This is a genomic window from Nocardioidaceae bacterium SCSIO 66511 (assembly GCA_023100825.1).
Classification (GTDB): Bacteria; Actinomycetota; Actinomycetes; order Propionibacteriales; family Nocardioidaceae; genus Solicola.
The window spans coordinates 3,730,418-3,752,258 of record CP095846.1; the positions used below are offsets into that span (position 1 = coordinate 3,730,418).

Consider the following 21,841-nt stretch of genomic DNA (forward strand, 5'->3'; position numbering starts at 1 on the left):
GACATTTGTCTCTGCTCCGAGCGGCTGTACGCCCCTACTGTCATACCTCCACGCCGGACCGCCCGGCGCCGACAACGGAGGACAGCAATGACGTACTACCAAGCCACAGCAGACTCGACCTGCACCTGCGCCGACGTTCGGACTCGCGGACCGCGCTGGTGGACGGTGCTCGCGGCGCAGGTCGCCGCGACCGCGGTGTACGTCGTGGCAGTGCCGGTCGCCGGGATCGACCTCGCGGCGCGTACGGGCGACTCGACGCAGACGATCGACCTCGGCATGGTGCTCACCGGCACCCTGGTCATCGGGCTCGCCGCGATCGGGTGGCTGCTCGCGCTGCGTCACTGGACCCGCCGATCCGACCGCGCCTGGCGGATCTCCGCGATCGTCGTACTCGCGATCTCGCTGCTCGGCCCGGCGGGGGCGACGAACGCCGCTGCCGGCATTACGCTCGCTTGCATGCATCTGGCCGTCGCCGCCGCGCTCGCGCTCGGCTGCCTGACCTGGCAGCGGGGCGTACATGGCTGAATGCCGACGGCGGCCAACGTTGCGCTGGGCGAGCCGTAGTCAACCGCTCATCGCGATCGCGATCTGGAGCCCGATCATCCTGATCGGGGCCGCCCAGCATGCGTACGAGAGCGATGCGGGAGCGGCGATCTGGATCGGCCTGGCGGTGGTCGCCGCCTCGAACGTCGCGGCGATCGCCGCCAGTGCGCGTCGGCATTCCTCGGCCCCGCTGTTGTTCGGCGTTCAGGCGGCCGCAACCGTCGCCGTGACGTTCGACGATGTGAGCGACTGGTACACCCTCTACTGTCTGCTCGCGATCTTGGCCAGTGCTGCGCTCACCGCTCGCTGGGTGCCGGTCGCGGTCATCGCGACAACCACCGCTTGGGCCCTGGCCGACTCGTACGCAGGAGCACCGTGGTCGGACCTGTGGGTCACCACGCTCTGTCTGGCACTTGCCGGCTTCGGCACCTTCGTCTTCTGGCGGCTGTTCGCCACGATCGCCGAGCTCAACGCAACCCGCGATGCCCTTGCGCGCAATGCAGTCTCGGCCGAGCGCGAGCGGTTCTCGCGCGATCTGCACGACGTACTCGGCCACAGCCTGTCGCTGATGGTCGTTAAGGCGCAGGCCGTGCGCCGACTGCTCCCCGACGACACCGCGGCCGCAGGCGAGCATGCAGCCGACATCGAGTCGATCGGCCGCGATGCGCTCGATGACGTACGCGCGACCGTTCGCGGCTATCGCGAGACGTCGTTCTCGGCGGAGGTCGAGCGCGCCCGAGAAGCCCTACGCAGCGGCGAAGTCGAGCTCACGGTCGACGCACCCGCACTTCCGGTGGCACCCGGCCAGGACGCGCTTCTGGGCTGGGCCGTACGCGAGGCGACGACGAACGTGCTGCGCCACTCCGACTGCACACGTTGCACGATCGGGCTCCGGCGCGGCGACGACCTGATCGAGCTGCGCATCGCGGACAACGGGTCACCGACCCCGCACTCACCCAACGACGGCAGCGGCCTCGAAGGCTTGTACCGGCGGTTCGCAGAGGCCGGCGGCGAGCTGGTCGCCGGTGCAGGAGAGCAGGGATTCTCCATCGCGGCGACCCTGCCCGCCACGACAGGAGCCCGACCATGATCCGCGTACTCATCGCAGAAGACCAGGCGATGATGCGGGGCGCCCTCGCACTTCTGCTCGACATGGAGCACGATCTCTCGGTCGTCGCCCAGGTCGGGAGGGGCGACCTGGTGGTCGACGCAGTACGCGAACACCGTGCCGACGTCGCCGTTCTCGACATCGAGATGCCGGGTATGAGCGGCATCGACGCCGCAGCCGCCCTGCGTACGAAAGCCCCCGAATGCGCCGTCATGATCGTCACGACGTTCGCGCGCGCCGGCTATCTGCGGCGTGCTCTCGACGTCGGGGTACGCGGGTTCGTGGTGAAGGACGATCCCGTAGAGGACCTCGCGCAGGCCGTTCGCCGAGTCGTCGCTGGTTCGACGGTGGTCGATCCCGCGCTTGCCGAGGACGCACGACTCGCCCCGAGTAACCCGCTCACCGACGGCGAGCGCCGCGTACTCGCCCAGGCCGTCGACGGATCACCCGTTGCCGACCTGGCCGGGCGTCTCCACCTCTCCGAGCGCACGGTCCGCAACTACCTGTCGGCCGCGATCGGCAAGACCGGCAGTCGTACCCGCATCGAGGCCGCGCTCTACGCGCGCGACCAGGGCTGGCTCTGAAGCAACCCGTCCAGGGGCACCGCGTACGCGACACGCCCGCGATAGCCGTACGTCGTCTCCGCGGTGAACACCGAGTTCAGCAGGGCCTCCTCGACCGCGTCCATCGTGCCAGCGAAGAGCTCGTCCAGCTCGGTGTCGTCGGGCGGCCGGCCGTGCGTACCGAATGCGATCGCATAGTCACCACTGGAGTTCGAGTAACTGGCGCCGACGCGCGCCATCGCATACACGGCTCGTCGGGCGACTCGCTGCAACTGTCGCGCATCCAGCGGCGCATCCGTCGCGACGACGATCATGCAGGAGTTGCCATCCGGCTCCGGTGGAGCCGTCGCCAGCAGCCGATCTGCCGGCAGCGGCACACCGGCAGCCGTCAAAGTGCCGCCGAAGTTGGACTGCACCAACGCACCGACCGTATGCGTCTCACCGGATACTGCGACCCGACGTGAGGCTGTGCCGATGCCGCCCTTGTAGCCGAGCGCGACCGTACCGGTCCCGGCGCCCACACAGCCTTCCGCGACTTCCTCACCGGCACCGTCGATTGCCGCGACGACGTCCTCATGGCCGACGGGACGCGACCGAATGTCGGAGAGATAGCCGTCGTTGGTCTCACCGACCACCGGATTGAGGGTGGTCGTCTCGCGGTGTGCAGGCAGCTCGAGTACGTACGCGACCAGCGCGTCGGCGACGCGAAATGCCGACAGCGTGCTGGTCAGCAGGATCGGAGTCTCGATCATGCCGAGCTCGTCGAGCTGGGTGGCGCCGATGAACTTGCCGTACCCGTTGCCGACAGCGAGGCCGGCCGGCAGCGTCGTACGCTCCGCCGTCAGTGCCGCCGGCACGACCGCCGTCACCCCGCTGCGTACGTCATCGGACGCCAAGGTCGTATGGCCGACGAGCACTCCCTCGACGTCGGTGATCGCGTTGCGCGGACCACGCTCGAGACTTCCGATGGTGATACCCAGATCGCCTGCTCGCATGGCACGTACGTTAGCCCGCACATGGGTACCTGCGATGTACGCGAGTTCGCACCGGCGAGGGAGGCATCCGAGTCGACGCGCAGCGACGCTCTTCCTATGACGCTCACCCACCCACAGCCGACACAGCCGACGAAGCCGTCCCGGGCTCGACTCACCATTTGCATTGCCGCCGCCGTTGCGTGCGCTCCGTACGCAGCGCTGAAGATCCTCTGGATCCTCGGCTCCGATATCGGCACCGAAGACGCTGCGGCGGCAGACCTGATGCATGAGACGTCGACGGTCGTCGGCAACGTGATCACGCTCGGCATGGAGCTCAGCGCGGTCGGGATCGTTGTGGGACTCACGTTCGTACGCCGCATCCCACCCCTGCTGCTGCTCGGTCCGGTCTGGGTGGGCACCGGACTCCTCGCGCCGTTCGCATTCGGTCTGCCGCTCGGCCTCGCGGCGCAGGGAATCGCCGGCGGCGCACCTGCCCCCGACGACGGCGGACTGCACGGCTGGGTCTTCGCCGTGGTCTATGGCGGGTTCATCACCCAGACGCCGTTGTTGATCGGGGCATTCGTCTTGCACATCAGGCACCGCTGGCCCTGGGTGTTTCGGCTGCGTGGTCGGAACCTCGTGGCGGGATCGACGTACGACCTGCAGCTACTGATGGCACGCACCGCGCTCGTCGTCACGGCACTGTTGGCGGCCGTTTACGTCCTCTGGACGATCGACGCCGACGCGTTCGCCGGGCCGTCCGGTTTCGAAACCGTTGCGCAGCGGACCTTCGTGTTCGTCAGGGGATTGCTGCCCGTGGCCGGGGCGGTCGGGGTGTACTCACTCGTCCGGCAGCGCCGCTCTGGTTCGATGTTCGGCGCAATAGCCGCGACCTGGACCGGCTCGGGCGCCGCATTCGCCGCCGTATGTCTACCGTCGATGGATCAGACCGGATTCGAGTCGTTCGTCAACGCAGCGAGCGGGATGAGCGGTATCGCACTGGCGATCACCGGTCTGCTCGTACTCATCGACGCTCGTCCTGACAGCCGGCCGCTTGACCTCAAGTCCACTTGATGAGCTTCCGTTGTCAGCAGTGCACATTTCTATGAAGGACGACCAGTGGACGCAGAAACCAAGGCAGCGCTCGTCGGTCAACCGATCGGCTATTGGGCCGGTGAGGCGTACCGACGCGTCTCTGCCCGCCTCATCGCATCCCTCGGGGAGGCTGGTCTTTCCCAGCCGCAGTGGTGGGTACTCGGACGAGTTGAGGACTCCGCTCGCTCGTGGACCCGCGACGAGCTCATCAATGAGCTGCAGCCGTACAGCGACGTCGAGGAGGGGCGTGCGCTCGCCGCCGAACTCGACGAACTCGCCGATCGAGCCGCGGTGCGAGTCGTCGATGAGCGGCTCGTCATCACCCCGACGGGCTCAGAGCTGCTCGAGGCCGCCAGAGCGAACAACGGCGCCGCGCATCGCGCGATGAGGTCGCAACTGAGTGACGACGAGTACGCGGCGATGATCGATGGGCTGCAGAAGATCGTCGGTGCACTCGACGCGGGTCGAGACTCCTAGTGTCCTGCGTTTGAAGTGGCTTTACGGAAGGCGTCGTCCAGGTGGATGCATCCGCAAGGACGAGGAGGACGGCCATAGTCGGTCCTATTTCCGACGACGAGGACGCCGCGGGGCGCCGCCTGGGCGCCGAAAGACGTCAAGGTACTTTAAACGCAGGGCACTAGTAGGTCAGCGACGGTCGACGATCCGCCGCATCTTGCCGACGGAGCGCTCCACCGTCTCCGGATCGACGACGTCGACCTCGACGCTCACTCCGATCTGGTTCTTGATCCAGGTACGAAGGTCTGCGCCGACCCGCATCGCCGCATCCAGCGGCGCCTCTGTGCGGCGTTCGACGAGCACCGTCATGGAGTCCATCCGACCTGCCCGCGTAAGCACGCACTGGAAATGCGGCGATAGCTGTTCGGTACGCAGGATCAACTCCTCGATCTGGGTCGGGAAGAGGTTCACGCCACGCAGGATGATCATGTCGTCGGTACGTCCGGTGATCTTCTCCATCCGGCGCATCGTCCGCGCGGTGCCCGGCAGGAGACGTGTCAGGTCTCGGGTGCGGTAGCGCACCACCGGCATCGCCTGCTTGGTGAGCGAGGTGAGCACGAGCTCACCGCGTTCGCCGTCGGGCAGCACCTCGCCGCTGATCGGGTCGAGGATCTCCGGGTAGAAGTGGTCCTCCCACAGAGTGAGGCCGTCCTTGGTCTCGACACACTCGTTGGCCACTCCGGGACCCATCACCTCCGACAGCCCGTAGATGTCGACCGCATGCATATCGAGCTGGGCCTCGGTCTCGCGACGCATCTCGTCGGTCCAGGGTTCGGCACCGAAGATGCCGACCTTGAGCGAGGTCGTACGCGGGTCAACGCCCTGTCGGTGCATCTCATCGACGATGTTCAGCATGTACGAGGGGGTCACCATGATGATGTCGGGCTCGAAATCGACGATCAGACCGACCTGGCGCTCGGTCATCCCGCCGGACACCGGGACAACCGTGCAACCGAGCTTCTCGGCACCGTAGTGCGCGCCGAGCCCGCCGGTGAAGAGCCCGTACCCGTACGCGACGTGCACGATGTCGCCGGCTCGGCCGCCGGAGGCGCGGATGCTGCGCGCCATCAGCTGCGCCCACATGTCGATGTCTTCGGCCGTGTATCCGACGACGGTCGGCTTGCCGGTCGTACCCGACGACGCGTGTACGCGTGACACCTGCTCACGCGGCACCGCGAACATGCCGAACGGGTAGTTGTCTCGGAGCTCGGCCTTGCCCGTCAGCGGGAACTTCGCGAGGTCGGAGAGCTCCTTGCAGTCCTCCGGATGCACGCCGAGGTCGTCGAACGCGCGCCGGTAGTGCGGCACGTTCTCGTACGCATGACCAAGAGACCAGCGCAGCCGCTCGAGCTGCAACGAACGCAGCTCATCGATCGACGCGGTCTCGATCGGCTCGAGGTCTGCGGGTTTAGGACTGAGGTCCTGCATGGTCGCTCCTCGCTCGTCGGCGTGGGCCAATCGTACGGCGATCTGCGAACGCGATAATGAGGACATGACTGCCTCGATCGAGATGAACGACGGACGCACGATGCCCGCGATCGGCTTCGGCACCTGGCCGTTGAAGGGCGCTGCGGGCACCACCGCCGTACGCACGGCGATCGAATCGGGCTACCGGCTGATCGACACCGCCGCGAAGTACGAGAACGAGGACGCCGTGGGCCGCGCGATCGCCGAGAGCGGCGTACCGCGTGCAGACCTGTTCGTCACAACGAAGCTGCGTGGCGATGAGCAGGGGTACGACTCGGCGATCCGGGCGTGCGAGTCGTCGCTCGAGCGCCTCGGCCTCGACTACGTCGATCTGTATCTGATCCACTGGCCGCTCCCCCGCGTCAACGCGTACGTCGCCTCGTGGCGGGCGCTTCTTGCACTGCAGGAGCGCGGTCTGGTCCGATCTGTCGGCGTCTCCAACTTCACCGCCGCCCACCTCGACCGCATCGTTGCCGAAACGGGCGTCACTCCCGCGGTGAACCAGATCGAGCTGCATCCGTTCTTCCCGCAGGCCGAACAACGCGCGTACGACACCGAGCACGGGATCGTCACCCAGAGTTGGAGCCCACTCGGTCGCGGGTCGGATCTGCTCGAATCCCGCGTGATCACCGAGATCGCGGAGGCACATGGCGCGACCGCCGGCCAGGTCGTTCTCGCCTGGCACCTCGCGATCGGCGCCGCACCGATCCCCAAGTCGGCCGATCCGGAGCGCATGCGGGCCAACCTCGCGGCCGCCGAGCTCACCCTCACCCCTGCCGACCTGGAAGCGATCGCCGGACTCGATGACGGGCGCCGCCTCGGCGGTGATCCCGACTCCCACGAGGAGTTCTGACCACCGCGGGTTGTACGGCACGTACGGCTTGGGGCACAATCGAAGGCACACAAACCGACCGAACGATCGGTTTGGCGCGAAGGAGAGTAGCCATGACCGTCGCGGAGACGGAGCTCGAGAGCGGGTTCAACGAGACGATCGAGCACGAGCAGCGGATCGAGCCGCGCGACTGGATGCCCGACGGTTACCGCAAGACACTGATCCGCCAGATCGCGCAACACGCACACTCGGAGATCATCGGCATGCAGCCCGAGGGCAACTGGCTCACCCGGGCCCCGTCGTTGCGCCGCAAGGCGATCCTGATGGCGAAGGTCCAGGACGAAGCCGGCCACGGGTTGTACCTCTACTCCGCGGCCGAGACCCTCGGCGCCGACCGCGCCGACCTCACCGACAAGCTGATCACGGGCCGGCAGAAGTACTCCTCGATCTTCAACTACCCCACGCTGACCTTCGCCGATGTCGGCGTGATCGGCTGGCTGGTCGACGGCGCCGCGATCTGCAACCAGGTGCCGCTCTGCCGCAGCTCGTACGGCCCGTACGCGCGGGCGATGATCCGCGTCTGCAAGGAGGAGTCGTTCCACCAGCGGCAGGGTTACGAACTGCTCATGTGCATGATGCGCGGCTCCGATGAGCAGCGCGCGATGGTGCAAGAGTCTGTCGATCGCTGGTGGTGGCCCTCGCTGATGATGTTCGGTCCGCCCGACGACGACTCTCCCAACACCGCGCAGTCGATGGCGTGGGGAATCAAGCGCCACACCAACGACGAGCTGCGGCAACGCTTCGTCGATATGACTGTCCCGCAGGCCGATGCGCTCGGCGTGACGTTCCCCGACGCCGGCCTCACGTGGAATGACCAACGCGGTTCGTACGACTTCAGCGAGCCCGACTGGTCCGAGCTCAAGGCAGTCATCACCGGCAACGGGCCGTGCAACGCAGAGCGGGTCGCCCGGCGTAAGCACGCGCATGACGAAGGCGCATGGGTACGCGAGGCCGCGAGTGCATTCGCGAACAAGCAGAAGGAACCAGCATGACCGATGCCAACTGGCCCCTCTACGAGGTCTTCGTACGCGGCAAGCGTGGGCTGAACCACGTGCACGTCGGTTCCGTGCACGCTTCCGACGACGAGATGGCCTTGCGCCACGCCCGCGACGTGTTCACCCGCCGCAACGAGGGTTCGAGCATCTGGGTCGTACGCGCCGATGCGATCGCCGCATCGAGCCCGAGCGAGAAGGACCCGTACTTCGCACCCGCCGCGGACAAGGTCTACCGCCACCCGACGTTCTACGACATCCCCGACGATGTCCCTCATATGTGAGCCCGAGATGACCGATCCCTCGACGCACTCCGATAACGCGTACGACTCGCTCGCCGAGGCACATGACGACGCCCGCTGGGCGTACGGCACCGGGTTCGACGACCCGCTCGCCGGTGTCGACACGACGCTGCCCGACGGAGCCGACGGTGCAGCGCTAGCGGCGTACTGCCTGATGCTCGCCGATGACGCCCTGATCATGTCGCAGCGCCTCGCCGAGTGGAGCACCTACGCGCCCGAGCTCGAGGAGGAGGTTGCGCTCGCGAACGTCGGCCTCGACCTACTCGGCCAGGCGCGGCTCCTGCTCGCGCGCGCGGCCGCGGCCGATCCGAGCTGCGTGCCCGTACTCCCCGACGGTTCGCCGGTGCCGGCGGAGGACGCCCTTGCGTACTTCCGCGATGAGCAGAGCTTCCGCAACGTACGCTTGGCCGAGGTCGACAACGGTGACTTCGCCGCATCGATCGCGCGACTCTTCTGCTTCTCTGCTTGGCGGTTGAGCATTCTGCATCGACTGCGAGACTCGCACGACCCAGTGGTCGCCGCGGTTGCCGCCAAGGGCGTCAAGGAGCTCGCGTACCACCGCGACTACGCCGCGCGCTGGCTGGTGACGCTCGCCCAGGGCACCGCCGAGTCGCGCCAGCGGATGGTGGCCGGGCTTTCGTACTGCTGGCCGTACGTCGGCGAGCTCTTCGCTGCGCATCCCGTCGAATCCGCACTGCCCGGTATCGCCGTCGACTCCGCCGCAGTGCGGCCGGAGTTCGAGGAGACGATCGCGGCAGTGCTCGACGCGGCGAACCTCGACGTGCCCGATGCGCCGTTCGCGCGTGCGGTCGACGGGCGAGCCGGCCGCGACGGCGTACACACCGAGGCGATGGGCCATCTGCTCGCCGAGATGCAGGCCGTCGCACGCGCTCACCCGATGGGGAGCTGGTAGCGGTGACTGCCAGAACCCTTACTCCGTTGACGCATGCGCGCTCCGTCGCGTCCCGGGTGCCCGATCCCGAGCTGCCGATGGTCACCATCGACGACCTCGGTATCCTGCGTGAGGTCGCCTTCGACGACACCACCCTCGTGGTCACGATCACTCCGACCTACTCCGGCTGTCCGGCCATCGGTGCGATCCGCGCTGACGTCCACGCGGCGCTCCGCCGCGCCGGCTTCGACGACGTCGACGTACGCACGACGCTCGACCCGCCGTGGACCACCGACTGGGTCTCCGCCGACGGTCGTCGCAAGCTCGCTGAACATGGCATCTCACCGCCGCAGCACGGTGCAGCGAGTCCGACCGGTCCGGTTCCACTCGCCCTCACCATGCCGAGTCGGCTGGTGCATTGCCCGCATTGCGGCTCGGGCGACACACACGAGACCTCGCATTTCGGCTCGACCGCCTGCAAGTCGCTGCACCGCTGTCGTACCTGCGGCGAGCCGTTCGAGCACGTCAAGGAGATCTGATGACCGCGACCGACGTCGCACCGCGGCGCAAGCGCAAGCGGCTCAAGTTCCACGACCTGCGTGTCGCCGAGATCGAGCGGCTGTGTGATGACGCCGTCGCGGTGACGTTCGAGGTTCCGCCCGAGCTGGCCGAGGCGTACGAGTTCACGCCAGGTCAGTACCTCACGCTCTCTCGTACCGTCGACGGACGCAAGGAGCGCCGCTCGTACTCGATCTGTGCCGCCGCCGGCACGCGCCCGCGGGTCGGCGTACGCGAGGTTCCGGACGGGTTGTTCTCGCAGTGGCTCGTGCACAACGTACGCCCCGGCGACACGGTCGAAGTGGGCACACCGATCGGGAAGTTCACGACCGAACCGGAGACCGGCGGGCGGCATGTTCTCGTCGCCGCCGGATCAGGCATCACACCCGTCATTTCGATCGCCTCGTCGCTACTTGCAGGCTCCGATGCCCATGTCACGCTGCTGTACGGCAATCGACGCACCAACACGGTGATGTTCGCCGAGGAGCTCGGTGATCTCAAGGACGCGTACGGCGCAAGACTCGAGCTCATACACGTGTTGTCGCGCGAGCCGCGCGAGGTCGAGCTGTTCTCCGGTCGACTCGACGGTGAGCGGGTCGGTGCACTCCTCGACGCTCTGGTGCCTGTCGACGCGGTCGACGGTTTCTGGCTGTGCGGTCCGTACGACATGGTGCTCGACGTACGCGAGGCGCTGGCCGAGCGCGAAGTGCCCAAGGAGCGGATCCACCAGGAACTCTTCTTCGCCGGCGACACCCCGCCCGCTCCGACCCAGCATGCCGAAGCGACCTCCGACGGGCCCACGAGCGATGTCACGGTACAACTCGACGGCCGCTCGTCGACGCTGACGCTTCCACGCACGCAACCGGTGCTCGACTCCGCTCAGCGACAGCGATCGGATCTGCCGTTCGCCTGCAAAGGCGGGGTCTGCGGAACCTGCCGGGCACAGGTCACCGCCGGCGAGGTCGACATGCGGCGCAACTACGCGCTGGAGGACGACGAGGTCGCGGCGGGGTTCGTACTCACCTGCCAGTCGTACCCGGTCAGCGACGCAGTCACCATCGACTACGACGCATAGACGACCGGGCTATGCGCCGCCCCCGGCACTCTTGCGACGAAACATCGGCGTTTCGGTGCGCTCAGCCGTGCCGTGGGCCTTATCCGAACCGTCGTGCTCTGCACTTTCGGCGGAGGCGTGGTGACGCTCCTGCTTCTTCTCCAGTGCCTCACGAAACTTCGCCTTGATGTCCTCTGGTGGCGTGGGTTGATCGGTCACGGATCCGTCCCCTCTCGTCGTCGGACATCTCCACCTTGGCACGTTTCGGCCGCTGCAGCCACGGATATTTCGTACGTGCGGTGCGACTGCCCGGCTCGGCTCGATTGTCCGGCAGCCGTCTCGTCACCTTGATATGGGATCGGGGTAACGTTCGCGCTGCTGTGTCGCCTGCGTACCGGTAGGCACGAGCGTACCAGCGAGCACGGCAACCGGTCACTTTGCACGGCGTACCTGCCATGCAAAGTGGAGTTTCACCATGCTTACTTGAGGAAGCCGAAGAGGCGACCGCGGTAATCCACTCGCGTGTACCCCGACCCGCTACGTACGGTCGGCGCATGGTGCCGAGCAACTGGTTCAAACATCATCGCGGCGAGGACGGCGAGCACGTCGGCTACCTCGCCGCGGTCGACGAAGGATTCGTGGCGTACTCGCTGTTCGGCCATCGGCTGTGCGATGCCATGGATCTCGACGATGCCGAGGCCATGCTCGACTCGGCCGGCCTGCGACAGCTCGCCGAGCGGTGGTTGCTGCAGATCGAGGGACGCACCGAACCGCTACTGGTCGAGATCGTCGAGGTGACACCCGATGCGGTCACGGTCAGGCACATCGACTACGACGACGAGGGCAGCTGGGGGACCCTGTTCACGCTCGACGTGCCCGTCGACGCAGCACAGCTCCAGCCGGCGCAAACGCTGCGCTAGCTAACCGAGCAGGTGGTCGAGCACGAGCGGGCTCGCGACGTCGCGAAACTCTTCGAAGTACGCGTGGCGTGCGCCGTCGATGATCTCCTCGCGGGCATCGGGGATGCGGTCAGCGATCAGCGTCGCATTGGCCGCGGGGCTCAATGCGTCGTCGCTTCCGTGTACGACGAGCGTCGGCGCAACGATGCGGGGCAGCAGGTCCCATGCGTCATGCCTGCGGCTCGCCTTGAGATGTCCGTTTCGTGCGTGCGCGGGCAGATCGCGGGACCCGATCGTGTGGAACGGCCCGTCGTGTCGGGCCAGCCATCCGGGCGTGTACATCAGCTCCAGTAGCGTCCGGCGTACTGCCGCGCCGTCGCGCTGGGTCAGCGCGACATTGACCTGGCCGCGGCGGCGTACCCCGTGACGGTCACCGGGTGAGGTGCAGCCGAGAACCAGCCGGTCGACGCGCTCGGGCCGCTCGGCCGCGATCACCTGCGCCACCCGGCCACCCATCGACGTGCCGTACACATGGGCTCGTTCGACGCCGACGTGATCGAGAACGGCGATCGAGTCGGCCGCGAAGGTGCTGATCGAGTACGAGTCGTCATCGGGCTTGTCGCTTCGGCCGGTCCCGCGCCAGTCGAGCGCGATCGTCCTGAAGTGCGCATCGAAGTCGGCGCGTACGGAGTCCCACCACTGGTGATCGTTGGACTGCCCGGGGAGCAGCAGCACGGTCCGGTCGCCGGCACCGCGGACGTCGTAGTGAATTGCAGCCCCGTCGGCCGCCGTCGCTAGTGGCACGACGCGAGGGTATCCCCCCGTCGCCGACCGCGACGAGGCAGTGCGCTGGACAATAGTGTGTGTCACACAGTAACGTGTGGCACGTGAGCGACGAACTGATCTCCGGCCAGAGCCAGGAGCTGCGGCGAGGGACCGTCATGCTCGCCTGCCTCGCGCTGCTGGAACAGCCCCAGTACGGGTACGCACTTCTGGAGACGCTCGACGGTGCCGGGCTCGCGGTCGACGGCAACACGCTTTATCCACTGCTTCGCCGATTGGAGAAGCAAGGACTGTTGAGCAGCGAGTGGAACACCGACGAGTCCCGGCCGCGGAAGTTCTACCGGACCAGCACGGAGGGTTCGCGCGTGCGGACCCGCCTGATCGCCGAATGGAATGACCTCGTCGCGTCGATGGCGCGCCTGACCAAGGAGCAGTGATGAGCACCGACACCCTCACCGACCGCTATGTCGCCGAGGTGATCCGACGCATACCGGCCGACCAGCGCGAGGACGTCGCCGCCGAGTTACAAGCGACGATCGCCGATACGGTCGAGGCCAACGGAGCTGACCCTGAGACCGCAGAGCGCGCGGTCATCACCGAGTTGGGTGATCCGATCCGGCTCGCGGCCCGCTACGCCGACCGGCCGCTGGCGCTCATCGGCCCCGCCCTGTACCCCACGTACGTACGGGTGCTGAAGCTGCTACTCGCGACCGTACTCCCGCTGGTGACCGCCCTGTCGGTGATCCTCGACGTCGTCGAGCACAACGATGCCGGGTCGGCGTTCGAATCCGGGCTCGACACGATCATCACGGTCGGTGCCCAGATGGTCGCCTGGCTCACCGCAGTGTTCGCCGTCATGGACCGCCTCCAGGTACGCGGCGGACTTCCGGACATCTGGACGCCCGACAAGCTGCCCCGGGTGCGCTCATCGGACCGATCGAGCGCCGGAGCCTGCGCATCGGCCGCCTGGAACGCCGCGCTCCTCGTACTGATCCTCTGGCAGTACACCACCGTGCCGTATCGCGACGGAGACGACCGGCTCTCCATCCTCGACCCGGATCTGTGGTCGGGCTGGATCTGGCCGGTCCTGATCGGCCTGGCGGCCATCGTCGTCCTCGAGATCATCCGGATCAGGCGCGGCTCGTGGTCACCGCCGCTCGTCGGTTGGTACGCCGCCGCGGAGGCGCTGGCCTCGCTGCCCCTCGCCTGGCTGGTGGCCGAGCAGCGGCTACTCAACCCCGACTTCGTCGCCGCGATCGGTGAGGACCAGATCGCGTCGGACTCGTGGTGGTCGGCCGCGGCGGTGATCATCGTGATCATCGGCATCTGGGAGGTCGCGAAGCGATTCCGCGAAACCCAGCCCTGACTCCAGCCCCAAAAGCCGTTGCGTGACGACGGTTCGCGATATATCGTCAATACATCGCGAACTTTCGACACGGGGAGAGACAGATGAACGGCAGACATGGCCAATGGGGCCCGCCATGGGCGCGCGGCCAGTGGGGCGGCGATCCGGGGTGGCGGCACGGGGGTCCGCCACCCTGGCTCACCGGACTGCTCGGCGGTGCACCACAGCACGGGCGGCGCAGCGGGCCGCGCGTACGTCGCGGCGACGTACGCGCGGCGATCCTCGACGTACTGTCCGAGCGCCCGATGAACGGCTATCAAGTCATCAGCCGGATCGCGGAGCGCACCGGCGGCGCTTGGAAACCGAGCCCCGGCTCGGTCTATCCAACGATGCAGCAGCTCGAGGACGAAGGTCTCGTCGAGGCGGCAGAGGTCGACGGTCGCCGCGCAAGTCGGCTGACCGACGCGGGGCTCGATTACGTCGACACCCACCCCGACGAGCTAGCCGCCACCTGGCGCCCGTTCGAGGAGGATCCCCCCGACGACGACACGCTCGCCGACCTCCGACCCGCCGTGGGTCAGGTGATGGGTGCCCTCTGGCAGGTCGTCACAACAGGCAGTGCGGAGCAGCAGGATGAAGCCGCGAAGATCCTGGCCGATACCCGACGCAGGCTGTACGGCCTGCTCGCCGACGGAGACCCAGAGCCATGAACCCGCAACTGCGCATAGGAGACGCCGAACGCGAAGCGGCGATCACCGCGCTCGGCGAGCACTTCGCCGCCGGGCGCATCGACGACGCGGAGTACGAAGAACGCAGCTCGACGATCTGGGCGGCGCGTACTGCCGGTGCGCTCATGCCACCGTTCGCCGATCTGCCCGAGCCGCACCCAGCCACGACGGCGACCCGAAGCGAGCCGTCGGCGCGACCCCGCAGCACCGGACCCGGTTGGCCGCGGTTCACGCCGTTGTTGCTCCTCGGTCTGGTCATCGCCCTGGTGGTCGTGACCAAGCTGCCGTGGTTCCTCATCCTGATCGCCGCCTGGATCGTGTGCGTCAAGGTCGGCCGCTTCGGCGGACACCGCTCGCGACGCTGGCACGGACCGTACGGTCGCCGGTGGCATGCGGGCTACTGACACCCGGTCGATGGGTGCCCCCGGTGGGACTCGAACCCACACTGAAACGGTTTTAAGCCGTCCGCCTCTGCCGATTGGGCTACGGGGGCAGCGGTCCGCGTACGTTGGCCGCCTACGCCGAAGACGCTAACCCAGGCTCATCTGCGACCTGCGCTCGCATCACCGGCCGGCCACGCCTCAACCCGGTTGCGGCGTGGCCAAGTCGCGCGCGGCAGCGAGCACGTCGTCGAGCATCGGCTCGGTGAGCCGGCCGGTGAACGTGTTCTGCTGGCTCGGGTGGTAACAACCGAGCAGGTCGATCCCGGACTTGCCGTCGCCGAGGCGGGCATGAGCGCCGTGCCCGAACACCGGCTTCGGGCGCGGCACGGCGACGCCGACCTCGCGCATCGACCGCAACGCGGCATCCCATCCGTATCCGCCGAGTGCGACGACACAGCGTACGTACGGAAGCAGCAGCTTCAGCTCCGCAAGCAGCCATGGTTCGCAGGTATCGCGTTCGGCCGTGGTCGGCCGGTTTGCCGGGGGTGCGCAGCGTACGGTCGCGAGCATCCGGGTGCCGATCAGACGCAAACCGTCGTCGGCGCTCGTACTCTCTGCCTGGGTTGCAAGGCCGACTCGGTGTAGCGAGGCGAACAGCCAGTCGCCCGAACGGTCGCCGGTGAACACCCGGCCCGTACGATTCGCACCGTTGGCCGCCGGCGCAAGACCGACGATCAGCACCTTGGCTTGCGGATCTCCGAATCCGGTGACCGGTCGCCCCCAGTACGGCTCGGACGCGAACGAGCGGCGTTTGCGTACCGCGACCTCCTCGCGCCACTCGACGAGTCGCGGACACGCGCGGCAAACAGACATCGCAGCGTCGAGTGAATGCAGATCGCCGGCCGCCGCGGCCAGCTCCCGGACGGAAGCAGGGTCCTCGGCGACCGGCGTCTCTGGTGTTGCCGGATCAGCGGGCCAACCGCACCCGGCCGGCACGGGCGAGTCGAACAACTCGCCCGTGCTCGGATGCGGGAGCCCGTCGATTACTTCGGGTTCTTGTTGCGGTACGCGCGGTACAGCTTCTTCACGCCACCGGCGAACCACGGCGTCGCAACCCAGCGCGGCTTCTTGAAGCTGTTCACCAACGCGTTCTGGCCGTTGATGTAGCCCTTGTGCAGCCACGGGCCACCGCTCGAACCACCGGTGACGGCGCGGCACGGCATGCGCACCAGACCCCAGCCGGCCTTCGGGTTCGAGTACTTCTTCCACTTGTGGCCGCGGGCCTTGCAGGACTTCTGAACGCCGCCGCCGGTCCGGAAGGCCGGGTATCCGGTCGCCTTGTACTTACGCTTGAACTTGCGACCCCACTGCAGGCCGTACGCGCCGACGCGGCGAGCGATCCGCTTGCCGCCGCCGACCTTCTTGACCAGCATGATGCCGTAGTCGGCCTGCGGGAGCTCGCTGCGACCGCCCCACTTCTTCCACCGCTTCGGGATGGCGGTCAGCTTGGCGTAGTACGTGCCGTACGGACGCTTGCCCTTCTTGTAGCCGGGCACGAACATGACCTTCTTGGCCCACTTCTTCTTCTTGTCCCACAGGCAGTGCGCGGCCGTGAACACCATGTTCTTCTTCTTGGAGTTCACCACGGCGCCCGAGCAGACCCAGTTCTGCTTACCGAACTTGTAGAACATCTTGCCGACCCTGCGCGAGTACGTCTTACGCGCGGTGTCGCTGCCCTTGTCGACGTCACCCGCAATCGGCTTGGCGCCAGTGCCCGGTGCGACGCGTTCGTCCTTCGGGATTCTGGCCATGCGCTGCAGATCGCCCGGGCGCGCCTTCTGATCGGCGGGCTTGGCCGCGGCCATCCGGGCCGGCGTCCAGTAGTCGGCTACCCGCTGGCCCTTGGCCCCGTGGTCATCGATCCGGCGTGCCACCGTCGTCGCGCTCGGCGGCGCTTCTGGTGTGGTCGTGCGCGTGTCTGCTCGTGTGTCGCCGGTCGGCTCGGCGACCGCGGATCCGGCCATCAGACCGCCCGCAAGCGTGAGCGCAGTGCCCGCCGCGAGCATTCGTACTGACATCGACATGAATTTCCCCACTCCTCCCGAGACTGTAAAAACCGCCCTGAACGCTACCTGAAACCTAGGTCAGCCCAGGATCGGGTGGCAGACAGGCGGTCTCAGCGCAGTGTCCAGGCGACTCCGTCGAGGATGTCGTGCTCGCTGACGACGAACGGCACCTCCGCACCGACAAGGGCGAGTAGACGCTCGACGATGAGCGCTCCCCCGCCGATGACATCGGCACGCCCCGGGTGCATGAACCCGAGCTCGCGGCGACTCGCGACGGTCGCGTGCAGCAGCCACTCACAGCTGCGCACGATGTCGCCGGTGTCGAACCGGGTGAGGTGGATACGGTCGCGTTCGTACTGCTCGAGCCCGAGGGCGTACGCCGCGATGTTCGTGCAGGTGCCGGCGACTCCGACAATCGTCGCTGCACTGGAGACCGGCACCTCGCACTCGAGAAGGGCACCGTCGATATCGCTGGTCGCCCCCTCCACCTCGGCCTCCGTCGGCGGATCGGTACGCAAGTGCCGCTCGGTCATTCGTACCGAACCGATGTTCAGTGAACGCGCGGCCGTGACACCGGTCGAGTCGCCGAGGATCAGCTCGGTCGAGCCACCGCCGACGTCGGCGACCAGGATCGGCGACCGGAGGTTTCCGGCAACACGCACGACACCGTCGTACGCAAGCGCTGCCTCGTCGTCGCCGGAGAGAACCTCGACGTCGACGCCGAACTGCTCGTGCACCGACGCGCGGAACTCGGCGGCGTTCTCGGCGTCGCGGGTCGCGGAGGTGGCGCAGAACCGGATCGCCTCGACGTCGTACGACCGGCACTGCTGTGCATAGTCGGCGCACGCGGCAAGCGTGCGGGCGACGGCCGCGTCGTCGAGTCGGCCGGTGCGGTCGACGTTCTCGCCGAGTCGCACGATTCGCACCTCTCGCACGTGGTCGTGCTGAGTGTTCGTCGCCGAGTCGAGGTCGGCGATCAGCAGCCGGATGGAGTTCGTACCGCAGTCGATGGCAGCGACCCGCCGCGTCACGTCGACTTCCCGGCGCATGATCCGGTCGGCCACGAGCCTGCGAGCAGCGCGAGCGCCTCATCTCCGAGCGGGTTGACACCCTGTCCTTCGGCGAGCGACTGCCCGACCAGCACGTGCAGACACTTCACGCGGGTAGGCATCCCACCGGCCGACACCCTGGCGATCTCGGGTACGTGCAGAATCGCCTCGCGTTGAGCCAGATAGCGCTCATGTGCCTGCGCGTAACGCTCGGCGAGGTCTGGCTCGGACGCGAGCCGCTCACTCATCTCACGCATCAGGCCGGAGCCTTCGAGGGTGCCGATCGCCCCGGTCAGTCGCGGGCACGTCACGTAGTAGAGCGTCGGGAACGGCGTACCGTCGGCCAGCCTCGGCTCCGTCTCGACCACAGCCGGGTGGCCACTCGGACAACGGGCCGCAATTCGGCGTACGCCGCGTGGGGGACGCCCGAGCTGCTCGGCGACGGCGGCGAGGTCGGCCGGGTCGACGGCGGGGTTCGGTTGGCTCACTGATCCGTCTCGTGTGGGCGAACGATCTTGTCCTTCGGCTTCTTGCGCTGGTTCTGTTTCGGCTCGTCGCCGGACTCCTCGGGCTCCTCCCGACCGGCGGTCTGCATGCTTCCCCACACCTTCGCGTACCACTCTTCGTCGTCGGCGCTGGAGTCTTCGGCAGCGTCGGGGTCGGTCAGCTCCCCTTCGCTGCCGAGCACGTTGCCGTTCTCGTCGAGCGTCGTGTAACCGGTCTCGCCCGGACGCAGCCAGCCGAACCGATCACGCGCAAGCGTCTCGAGGTACGCGGGATCGTCGAGACGCGCCTTCTCGCGTTCGAGCTCATCGATGCTGTGTTGTGCCGAGGCGATGTCGGCACGTGCCTGCTCGGTATCGGCACGCTGTTGCAACCACGCACGCAGACTCGATGCATAGGAGATCAACAGCACCAGCATGACCAGCAGCAACACCGCCGCACGACCGGTCAGCCGCGATCCGCCGCCGGACTGCACCGGTTCGTCGTCGGCTTGGGTCGTCGGTTGGCGTACGCGACGCACTGCTCCCGCCCGACCGGCCGGACGGGAGCGTGGTGTGCGCCGCTGGTTCGCCATGGTTCAGCCGTCGGTACGCAGCCTCGGGAACGCCCCGCGACCCGCGTAGCGGGCGGCATCGTCGAGCAGCTCCTCGATGCGCAGCAGCTGGTTGTACTTGGCGACCCGCTCGGACCGCGCCGGCGCGCCGCTCTTGATCTGCCCGCAGTTGGTGGCGACCGCGAGGTCGGCGATCGTGGTGTCTTCGGTCTCGCCCGAACGGTGGCTCATCATGCAGCGGAACCCGCTGCGGTGCGCGAGGTCGACCGCGTCGAGCGTCTCCGACAGTGAACCGATCTGGTTGACCTTGACCAGCAGAGCGTTCGCAGCGCCGTCGTCGATACCGCGCTGCAGTCGCTCGCTGTTCGTGACGAAGAGGTCGTCGCCGACGAGCTGGACCTTCTCGCCGAGCTCGTCGGTGATCGTCTTCCAGCCGGACCAGTCCTCCTCGTCGAGGGGATCCTCCAGGGACACGATCGGGTAGTCCGCGACCAGACCCGCGTAGTACTCGGTCATCTCGTCGGCCGACTTCGCATTGCCCTCGAACGTGTACGCGCCGTCAGCGGCGAACTCGCTCGCCGCAACGTCGATCGCGAACGCGATGTCGGTGCCGAGCTTCAGCCCGGTCGTGTCGATCGCCTCGGCGATCAGGTCGAGCGCCTCCCGGTTGCTGGGGAGGTTCGGGGCGAAGCCGCCCTCGTCACCGAGACCGGTGGCGAGCCCCTTCTTCTTCAGCACCGACTTGAGCGCGTGGTAGACCTGCGCACCCTGCTGCAATGCGTCGCGGAAGGTCGGGGCGCCGATGGGCGCGATCATGAACTCCTGGATGTCGACGTCGGTGTCGGCATGCGCACCGCCGTTGAGGATGTTCATCATCGGCACCGGAAGCAAGTGAGCGTTGGGGCCGCCGACGTACCGGAACAACGGCAGCTCCGCCGACTCGGCCGCGGCCTTCGCGACAGCCAGCGAGACGCCCAAGATCGCGTTCGCACCGAGTTTCGCCTTGTTCGGCGTACCATCCAGGTCGATCAGGGCCTGGTCGACGAGACGCTGCTCGTCCGCATCGAAGCCGATCAGGGCGGGGTTGATGTCGTCGAGTACGCCGAGCACGGCCTTCTCGACCCCCTTGCCTCCGTACCACGAGCCGCCGTCGCGCAGCTCGACCGCTTCGAACTGCCCGGTCGACGCCCCGGACGGGACACCCGCCCGGCCGATCGTGCCGTCGTCGAGTGCGACCTCGACCTCGACGGTCGGATTACCACGGGAGTCCAGGATCTCGCGGGCTCCGACGGCTTCGATGCTTGCCACTCGTACTCCTCGGCTTTTCGGTGGTCTGAGACGGTGATACCGCGCGGCCTAGCCTAGACGAAGCGGCCGTGGGTGCCGATGCGCAGCGCCGTTGTGGACAGTCGTGTGTACTTGACCGCACGCGACTGCTGGAGGACGCCATGCCGCTCGAAGACTTTCCCCGTTACCCGCTGACCTTCGGCCCGAGTCCGGTGCATCCGCTCGACCGCCTCTCGGACCATCTCGGAGGCGCCCGGATCTGGGCGAAACGCGAGGACTGCAACAGCGGGCTGGCGTACGGCGGCAACAAGGTACGCAAGCTGGAGTACCTCGTACCCGACGCACTCGCACAAGGCGCCGACACGCTCGTGTCGATCGGCGGAGTCCAGTCGAACCACACTCGACAGGTCGCCGCGGTCGCCGCGCGCGTCGGGCTCGACGCCGTGCTCGTCCAGGAACGGTGGGTCGACTGGCCCGACTCGGTCAACGACAAGGTGGGCAACATCCTGCTGTCGCGGATCATGGGCGCCGATGTGCGGCTCGACCCGAGCGGATTCGGAATCGGCATCAAACACAGCTGGGAACAAGCCCTCGAGGACGTCCGCTCCCGCGGCGGAGTCCCGTACGGCATTCCGGCGGGCGCGTCCGACCATCCGCTCGGCGGGCTCGGCTTCGCCGGATGGGCAGACGAGGTACGCAGCCAGGAGGCCGAGCTCGGCCTCTTCTTCGACACGATCGTGGTCTGCGCGGTCACCGGATCGACCCTGGCCGGGATGATCGCCGGCTTCGCCGGTCAGGACCGACCACGCCGGGTGATCGGCATCGACGCATCGGCTCGCATCGACGAGACCCGCCAGCAGGTGGAGCGAATCGCACGAAACACCGCGTCGCTGCTCCGGCTCGGGCGCGAACTGCGTGACGACGAGATCACCGTGCTGTCGGGCTGGGCCGGCGACGCGTACGGCATCCCAGTTGCCTCAACCATCGACGCGATCCGACTGACCGGCTCGCTGGAGGGCGTCATCCTCGACCCGGTGTACGAGGGCAAGTCGATGGCGGGCCTGCTCGACCTCGTACGCGACGGCGAAATCGGCGCCGACAGCAACGTGCTGTACGCGCATCTCGGCGGGCAGCCTGCCCTCAACGCCTACTCCGGCGCCTTCGGCTGAGCGTTCCGCGCCGCCGGGTTTGCGACCGGTTACGCCCAGATCCCTTCCCGTTGCGATCGGTTACGCCCAGATCCACTAGGTAGCGACCGGGGCGTAACCGATCGCAAAACAGGGACGCT

The 21,841-nt window shown here is 67.5% G+C and carries 27 protein-coding genes and 1 tRNA gene; 17 read left to right on the forward strand and 11 right to left on the reverse strand.

Annotated features, from left to right (window positions below):
• Positions 1–87: 87 nt before the first annotated feature.
• The 3 genes from MU582_17690 to MU582_17700 are packed head-to-tail and all read left to right on the forward strand — an operon-like array spanning position 88 to position 2,235.
• Positions 88–525 (forward strand): DUF6069 family protein, encoded by a 438-nt coding sequence (locus tag MU582_17690; protein UPK74253.1) that lies wholly within the window; start codon positions 88–90, stop codon positions 523–525.
• The gene (locus tag MU582_17695; protein UPK74254.1) at positions 518–1,633 is read left to right on the forward strand and encodes a histidine kinase; all 1,116 of its coding nucleotides are present in this window, start codon (positions 518–520) and stop codon (positions 1,631–1,633) included. The genes MU582_17690 and MU582_17695 overlap by 8 nt, the downstream gene beginning before the upstream one ends.
• On the forward strand, positions 1,630–2,235 hold the full coding sequence (locus MU582_17700; GenBank protein ID UPK74255.1) for a response regulator transcription factor: 606 nt from the start codon (positions 1,630–1,632) through the stop codon (positions 2,233–2,235). The genes MU582_17695 and MU582_17700 overlap by 4 nt, the downstream gene beginning before the upstream one ends.
• On the opposite strand, the gene MU582_17705 is transcribed toward MU582_17700, so the two are convergent.
• The gene (locus tag MU582_17705) at positions 2,208–3,209 is read right to left on the reverse strand and encodes a P1 family peptidase (protein ID UPK74256.1); all 1,002 of its coding nucleotides are present in this window, start codon (positions 3,207–3,209) and stop codon (positions 2,208–2,210) included. The genes MU582_17700 and MU582_17705 overlap by 28 nt on opposite strands.
• A 21-nt stretch (positions 3,210–3,230) precedes the next feature.
• Between MU582_17705 and MU582_17710 the strand changes: the two genes are divergently transcribed.
• Together MU582_17710 and MU582_17715 are read left to right on the forward strand one after the other, a co-directional pair.
• Positions 3,231–4,262, forward strand: a complete 1,032-nt coding sequence (locus MU582_17710) for a hypothetical protein (protein ID UPK74257.1) — start codon at positions 3,231–3,233, stop codon at positions 4,260–4,262.
• Between the two features lie 45 nt (positions 4,263–4,307).
• On the forward strand, positions 4,308–4,760 hold the full coding sequence (locus MU582_17715) for a hypothetical protein (GenBank protein ID UPK74258.1): 453 nt from the start codon (positions 4,308–4,310) through the stop codon (positions 4,758–4,760).
• A 168-nt stretch (positions 4,761–4,928) separates the two neighbouring features.
• Here the strand turns inward: MU582_17715 and paaF are convergent, their stop codons facing one another.
• Positions 4,929–6,227: a phenylacetate--CoA ligase gene (gene paaF / locus MU582_17720; protein UPK74259.1), complete on the reverse strand. Its 1,299-nt coding sequence runs from the start codon at positions 6,225–6,227 to the stop codon at positions 4,929–4,931.
• Positions 6,228–6,291: 64 nt separating this feature from the next.
• On the opposite strand from paaF, the gene MU582_17725 reads away from it, so the two are divergent.
• The 6 genes from MU582_17725 (at position 6,292) to paaK (ending at position 10,977) form a co-directional block, all read left to right on the forward strand.
• Complete coding sequence (locus MU582_17725) at positions 6,292–7,119, forward strand: aldo/keto reductase (protein UPK74260.1); 828 nt, start codon at positions 6,292–6,294, stop codon at positions 7,117–7,119.
• Between the two features lie 92 nt (positions 7,120–7,211).
• Positions 7,212–8,150, forward strand: coding sequence for a 1,2-phenylacetyl-CoA epoxidase subunit A (gene paaA / locus MU582_17730; GenBank protein UPK74261.1), 939 nt, complete (start codon positions 7,212–7,214; stop codon positions 8,148–8,150).
• Complete coding sequence (paaB, locus tag MU582_17735) at positions 8,147–8,434, forward strand: 1,2-phenylacetyl-CoA epoxidase subunit B (protein ID UPK74262.1); 288 nt, start codon at positions 8,147–8,149, stop codon at positions 8,432–8,434. The genes paaA and paaB overlap by 4 nt, the downstream gene beginning before the upstream one ends.
• Positions 8,435–8,441: 7 nt before the next feature.
• Positions 8,442–9,365, forward strand: coding sequence for a phenylacetate-CoA oxygenase subunit PaaC (gene paaC / locus MU582_17740; GenBank protein ID UPK74263.1), 924 nt, complete (start codon positions 8,442–8,444; stop codon positions 9,363–9,365).
• 2 nt (positions 9,366–9,367) lie between these two features.
• Positions 9,368–9,883, forward strand: coding sequence for a phenylacetate-CoA oxygenase subunit PaaJ (gene paaJ / locus MU582_17745; protein ID UPK74264.1), 516 nt, complete (start codon positions 9,368–9,370; stop codon positions 9,881–9,883).
• On the forward strand, positions 9,883–10,977 hold the full coding sequence (gene paaK, locus MU582_17750) for a phenylacetate-CoA oxygenase/reductase subunit PaaK (protein ID UPK74265.1): 1,095 nt from the start codon (positions 9,883–9,885) through the stop codon (positions 10,975–10,977). The genes paaJ and paaK overlap by 1 nt, the downstream gene beginning before the upstream one ends.
• 9 nt (positions 10,978–10,986) lie before the next feature.
• On the opposite strand, the gene MU582_17755 is transcribed toward paaK, so the two are convergent.
• Entirely contained in the window at positions 10,987–11,175 is a 189-nt protein-coding gene (locus MU582_17755; protein UPK74266.1) for a DUF5302 domain-containing protein, read from the reverse strand.
• Positions 11,176–11,510: 335 nt separating this feature from the next.
• Here MU582_17755 and MU582_17760 point away from each other — a divergent pair, with 335 nt between their 5' ends.
• Complete coding sequence (locus MU582_17760) at positions 11,511–11,876, forward strand: hypothetical protein (protein ID UPK74267.1); 366 nt, start codon at positions 11,511–11,513, stop codon at positions 11,874–11,876.
• Here the strand turns inward: MU582_17760 and MU582_17765 are convergent, their stop codons facing one another.
• The gene (locus tag MU582_17765) at positions 11,877–12,659 is read right to left on the reverse strand and encodes an alpha/beta hydrolase (GenBank protein ID UPK74268.1); all 783 of its coding nucleotides are present in this window, start codon (positions 12,657–12,659) and stop codon (positions 11,877–11,879) included. It abuts the gene before it with no gap.
• Positions 12,660–12,742: 83 nt separating this feature from the next.
• On the opposite strand from MU582_17765, the gene MU582_17770 reads away from it, so the two are divergent.
• From MU582_17770 to MU582_17785, 4 genes are all read left to right on the forward strand, one after another.
• Positions 12,743–13,075 carry a helix-turn-helix transcriptional regulator gene (locus MU582_17770; GenBank protein UPK74269.1) on the forward strand — a complete coding sequence of 111 codons (333 nt, stop codon included), beginning with the start codon at positions 12,743–12,745 and terminating at the stop codon, positions 13,073–13,075.
• Positions 13,075–14,004 carry a permease prefix domain 1-containing protein gene (locus tag MU582_17775; GenBank protein ID UPK74270.1) on the forward strand — a complete coding sequence of 310 codons (930 nt, stop codon included), beginning with the start codon at positions 13,075–13,077 and terminating at the stop codon, positions 14,002–14,004. The genes MU582_17770 and MU582_17775 overlap by 1 nt, the downstream gene beginning before the upstream one ends.
• 83 nt (positions 14,005–14,087) lie before the next feature.
• Positions 14,088–14,693, forward strand: coding sequence for a PadR family transcriptional regulator (locus MU582_17780; protein UPK74271.1), 606 nt, complete (start codon positions 14,088–14,090; stop codon positions 14,691–14,693).
• The gene (locus MU582_17785) at positions 14,690–15,115 is read left to right on the forward strand and encodes a DUF1707 domain-containing protein (GenBank protein ID UPK74272.1); all 426 of its coding nucleotides are present in this window, start codon (positions 14,690–14,692) and stop codon (positions 15,113–15,115) included. The genes MU582_17780 and MU582_17785 overlap by 4 nt, the downstream gene beginning before the upstream one ends.
• Positions 15,116–15,130: 15 nt before the next feature.
• Here MU582_17785 and MU582_17790 read toward each other — a convergent pair.
• The 7 genes from MU582_17790 to eno all read right to left on the reverse strand — a co-directional run bounded on the left by MU582_17790 (position 15,131) and on the right by eno (position 20,574).
• A tRNA-Leu gene (locus tag MU582_17790) sits at positions 15,131–15,204 on the reverse strand.
• Between the two features lie 88 nt (positions 15,205–15,292).
• Positions 15,293–15,967, reverse strand: coding sequence for a uracil-DNA glycosylase (locus MU582_17795; GenBank protein ID UPK77194.1), 675 nt, complete (start codon positions 15,965–15,967; stop codon positions 15,293–15,295).
• Positions 15,968–16,137: 170 nt separating this feature from the next.
• Positions 16,138–17,178, reverse strand: a complete 1,041-nt coding sequence (locus MU582_17800) for a hypothetical protein (protein UPK74273.1) — start codon at positions 17,176–17,178, stop codon at positions 16,138–16,140.
• A gap of 92 nt (positions 17,179–17,270) precedes the next feature.
• A complete protein-coding gene (locus MU582_17805; GenBank protein UPK74274.1) occupies positions 17,271–18,209 on the reverse strand; it encodes a Ppx/GppA family phosphatase in 939 nt (312 codons plus the stop codon).
• A complete protein-coding gene (locus MU582_17810; GenBank protein UPK74275.1) occupies positions 18,188–18,697 on the reverse strand; it encodes a DUF501 domain-containing protein in 510 nt (169 codons plus the stop codon). The genes MU582_17805 and MU582_17810 overlap by 22 nt, the downstream gene beginning before the upstream one ends.
• Positions 18,694–19,287 carry a septum formation initiator family protein gene (locus MU582_17815; protein UPK74276.1) on the reverse strand — a complete coding sequence of 198 codons (594 nt, stop codon included), beginning with the start codon at positions 19,285–19,287 and terminating at the stop codon, positions 18,694–18,696. The genes MU582_17810 and MU582_17815 overlap by 4 nt, the downstream gene beginning before the upstream one ends.
• Positions 19,288–19,290: 3 nt before the next feature.
• Complete coding sequence (eno, locus tag MU582_17820; protein UPK74277.1) at positions 19,291–20,574, reverse strand: phosphopyruvate hydratase; 1,284 nt, start codon at positions 20,572–20,574, stop codon at positions 19,291–19,293.
• 140 nt (positions 20,575–20,714) lie between these two features.
• Between eno and MU582_17825 the strand changes: the two genes are divergently transcribed.
• Positions 20,715–21,722 (forward strand): 1-aminocyclopropane-1-carboxylate deaminase, encoded by a 1,008-nt coding sequence (locus tag MU582_17825; protein UPK74278.1) that lies wholly within the window; start codon positions 20,715–20,717, stop codon positions 21,720–21,722.
• The last annotated feature ends 119 nt before the right edge of the window (positions 21,723–21,841 follow it).

Excerpts from the sequence above, each read along its gene's own strand:
- MU582_17690 (UPK74253.1), top strand. The coding sequence starts at position 88 with ATGACGTACTACCAAGCCACAGCAGACTCGACCTGCACCTGCGCCGAC.
- MU582_17695 (UPK74254.1), top strand. The coding sequence starts at position 518 with ATGGCTGAATGCCGACGGCGGCCAACGTTGCGCTGGGCGAGCCGTAGT.
- MU582_17700 (UPK74255.1), top strand. The coding sequence starts at position 1,630 with ATGATCCGCGTACTCATCGCAGAAGACCAGGCGATGATGCGGGGCGCC.
- MU582_17705 (UPK74256.1), bottom strand. The coding sequence starts at position 3,209 with ATGCGAGCAGGCGATCTGGGTATCACCATCGGAAGTCTCGAGCGTGGT.
- MU582_17710 (UPK74257.1), top strand. The coding sequence starts at position 3,231 with ATGGGTACCTGCGATGTACGCGAGTTCGCACCGGCGAGGGAGGCATCC.
- paaF (UPK74259.1), bottom strand. The coding sequence starts at position 6,227 with ATGCAGGACCTCAGTCCTAAACCCGCAGACCTCGAGCCGATCGAGACC.
- MU582_17725 (UPK74260.1), top strand. The coding sequence starts at position 6,292 with ATGACTGCCTCGATCGAGATGAACGACGGACGCACGATGCCCGCGATC.
- paaA (UPK74261.1), top strand. The coding sequence starts at position 7,212 with ATGACCGTCGCGGAGACGGAGCTCGAGAGCGGGTTCAACGAGACGATC.
- paaB (UPK74262.1), top strand. The coding sequence starts at position 8,147 with ATGACCGATGCCAACTGGCCCCTCTACGAGGTCTTCGTACGCGGCAAG.
- paaC (UPK74263.1), top strand. The coding sequence starts at position 8,442 with ATGACCGATCCCTCGACGCACTCCGATAACGCGTACGACTCGCTCGCC.
- paaK (UPK74265.1), top strand. The coding sequence starts at position 9,883 with ATGACCGCGACCGACGTCGCACCGCGGCGCAAGCGCAAGCGGCTCAAG.
- MU582_17760 (UPK74267.1), top strand. The coding sequence starts at position 11,511 with ATGGTGCCGAGCAACTGGTTCAAACATCATCGCGGCGAGGACGGCGAG.
- MU582_17775 (UPK74270.1), top strand. The coding sequence starts at position 13,075 with ATGAGCACCGACACCCTCACCGACCGCTATGTCGCCGAGGTGATCCGA.
- MU582_17780 (UPK74271.1), top strand. The coding sequence starts at position 14,088 with ATGAACGGCAGACATGGCCAATGGGGCCCGCCATGGGCGCGCGGCCAG.
- MU582_17785 (UPK74272.1), top strand. The coding sequence starts at position 14,690 with ATGAACCCGCAACTGCGCATAGGAGACGCCGAACGCGAAGCGGCGATC.
- MU582_17795 (UPK77194.1), bottom strand. The coding sequence starts at position 15,967 with ATGTCTGTTTGCCGCGCGTGTCCGCGACTCGTCGAGTGGCGCGAGGAG.
- MU582_17800 (UPK74273.1), bottom strand. The coding sequence starts at position 17,178 with ATGTCGATGTCAGTACGAATGCTCGCGGCGGGCACTGCGCTCACGCTT.
- MU582_17805 (UPK74274.1), bottom strand. The coding sequence starts at position 18,209 with ATGCGCCGGGAAGTCGACGTGACGCGGCGGGTCGCTGCCATCGACTGC.
- MU582_17815 (UPK74276.1), bottom strand. The coding sequence starts at position 19,287 with ATGGCGAACCAGCGGCGCACACCACGCTCCCGTCCGGCCGGTCGGGCG.
- MU582_17825 (UPK74278.1), top strand. The coding sequence starts at position 20,715 with ATGCCGCTCGAAGACTTTCCCCGTTACCCGCTGACCTTCGGCCCGAGT.